The following is a 1,636-nucleotide window of genomic DNA, read 5'->3' as shown; positions in this document are numbered from 1 at the left end:
CGGCGAGCGCGCCGTGATGGCCGACGGCAACGACTACAACCTCGTGCTGGCCAAGGATCAGGGCAAGCCGGTCGAGGTGGTCTATCCGGCCGAGGGCGCGCCGCTGATCATCGTCCCCAGCGGCATCTTCAAGAACGCGCCGAACCCGAATGCCGCGCGGCTGTTCCAGAGCTATTTCTTCAGCGCCGAGACCCAGCAGATGCTGGCCGACGAATTCGCGCACCGCTCCTTCCACGCCAAGGTGAAGGAGAAGGCCGGCCACGTGCCGCTCGACAAACTGAAGATGCTCAAGGCCGATCCGGCCCAGGTGCAGGTGCAGTCCGAGGAGATCAAGGCGAAGTACGCGAAGCTGTTCCGGGTGTAGTTCAAGCTCCGTAGGATGGGGGTAGGGCGCAGCGAAACCCATCGCCTGTGCGAGGGGCGAGAGGATGGGTTTCGCTGCGCTCTACCCATCCTGCAGATCTAATTGGCGTCATTGCTTCGTCGCTGCGCTCCCCGCAATGACGCGGATAGCGCTCGGACCGTCCGGGCGGGGCAATGAGGGGCCGCGGTCGGCTAACCTCCCACTTCCGCGCTGAGCATGGGCCCGAAGAGCTCCCATCGCTCGCCCTTGAGTCGTCTGAGCTGCATCTGCTTGATCGGCGCGAAATCGATCGGGCTGGTGTTCATCGTGATGCCGGGAAGCAGGTTGGTGGTCCGGAAGGCCTTCAGGTTCGCGGCCTGCTTCATGACGTTGGCGCGCGTGAGATCGTCGCCGCACTGCTTCAGCACCTGAACCAGCGTCTGAGCGGCATTGTACCCTGTCACGATCAGGCTGTCGGCCCGATTGCCCTCGGGGAAATATTTGGAGAGATACTCATCGAACGCCTTCATGCCAGGGTCGTCCTTCCATTGCGGATCGAGCGGATCCATCAGGTAGGCCACCGAGATAATGCCTTGCGCGTTCTCGAAGCCGGCAGGCTGGATCACGGCACCGAGCGAGGAACCGACCGAGTTGAGGATGTGCAGCGGTTTCCAACCGATCTCGGCCGCCTTCTTGATGGCCTGCGCCGCGAATTTCGGTGTGGCGATGTCGACGAATACGTCGGCATTCATCGATTTCATCTTGACGATGTGCGTGTCGATGGTCGGCTCGGCCACCTCATAGGCATCCTCGATGACGATCATCGACGCCGCCTTGTCGCCGAGGCCGTCCTTCAGGCCCTTGAGATAGTCCTTTCCATAATCGTCGTTCTGGTAGAGGACCGCGATCCTGCCGCCCGGCTTTTCCTTCAGGATGTGCTTGGCGTAGATCCGTCCCTCGCTCTGATAACTGGGCTGCCAGCCGATGGTCCACGGGAAGTTCTGCGGATCGTTCCACTTGGTGGCACCGGTCTGAATGAACAGCTGCGGCACCTTTTTCACGTTCATGTATTTCTGAATCGCGCCGTTGGATGCCGTGCCGAGAGAGGCGAAGATCAGCAAGACCTCGTCGCCTTCGACCAGCTTGCGCGCCTGCTCGACCGTCTTCGGCGGACTGTAGCTGTCGTCGTAGGAGATGAAGTTGATCTTGCGGCCATTGATGCCGCCCTCGGCGTTGACCTTGCGGAAATAGGCCGCCTGGGCCCGGCCGCTGGTGCCGTAGGCGGATGCCGGC

2 protein-coding genes are annotated in these 1,636 nt (G+C 61.9%); one reads left to right on the top strand and one right to left on the bottom strand.

The genetic code is table 11. The features are described from left to right. Positions 1–364 (top strand): ABC transporter substrate-binding protein (locus tag AKL29_RS44955; protein WP_244482092.1); only part of this gene is annotated, 364 nt, incomplete at its 5' end. A gap of 191 nt (positions 365–555) precedes the next feature. On the opposite strand, the gene AKL29_RS16665 is transcribed toward AKL29_RS44955, so the two are convergent. Continuing rightward, positions 556–1,636: ABC transporter substrate-binding protein (locus AKL29_RS16665; protein ID WP_244482090.1), on the bottom strand; the 1,081-nt coding region annotated here is incomplete at its 5' end.

This window comes from Bradyrhizobium pachyrhizi, assembly GCF_001189245.1.
Taxonomy (GTDB): domain Bacteria; phylum Pseudomonadota; class Alphaproteobacteria; order Rhizobiales; family Xanthobacteraceae; genus Bradyrhizobium; species Bradyrhizobium pachyrhizi.
Note: the sequence above shows the minus strand (reverse complement) of the source record. Positions and strands in the feature narration are given on the sequence as shown.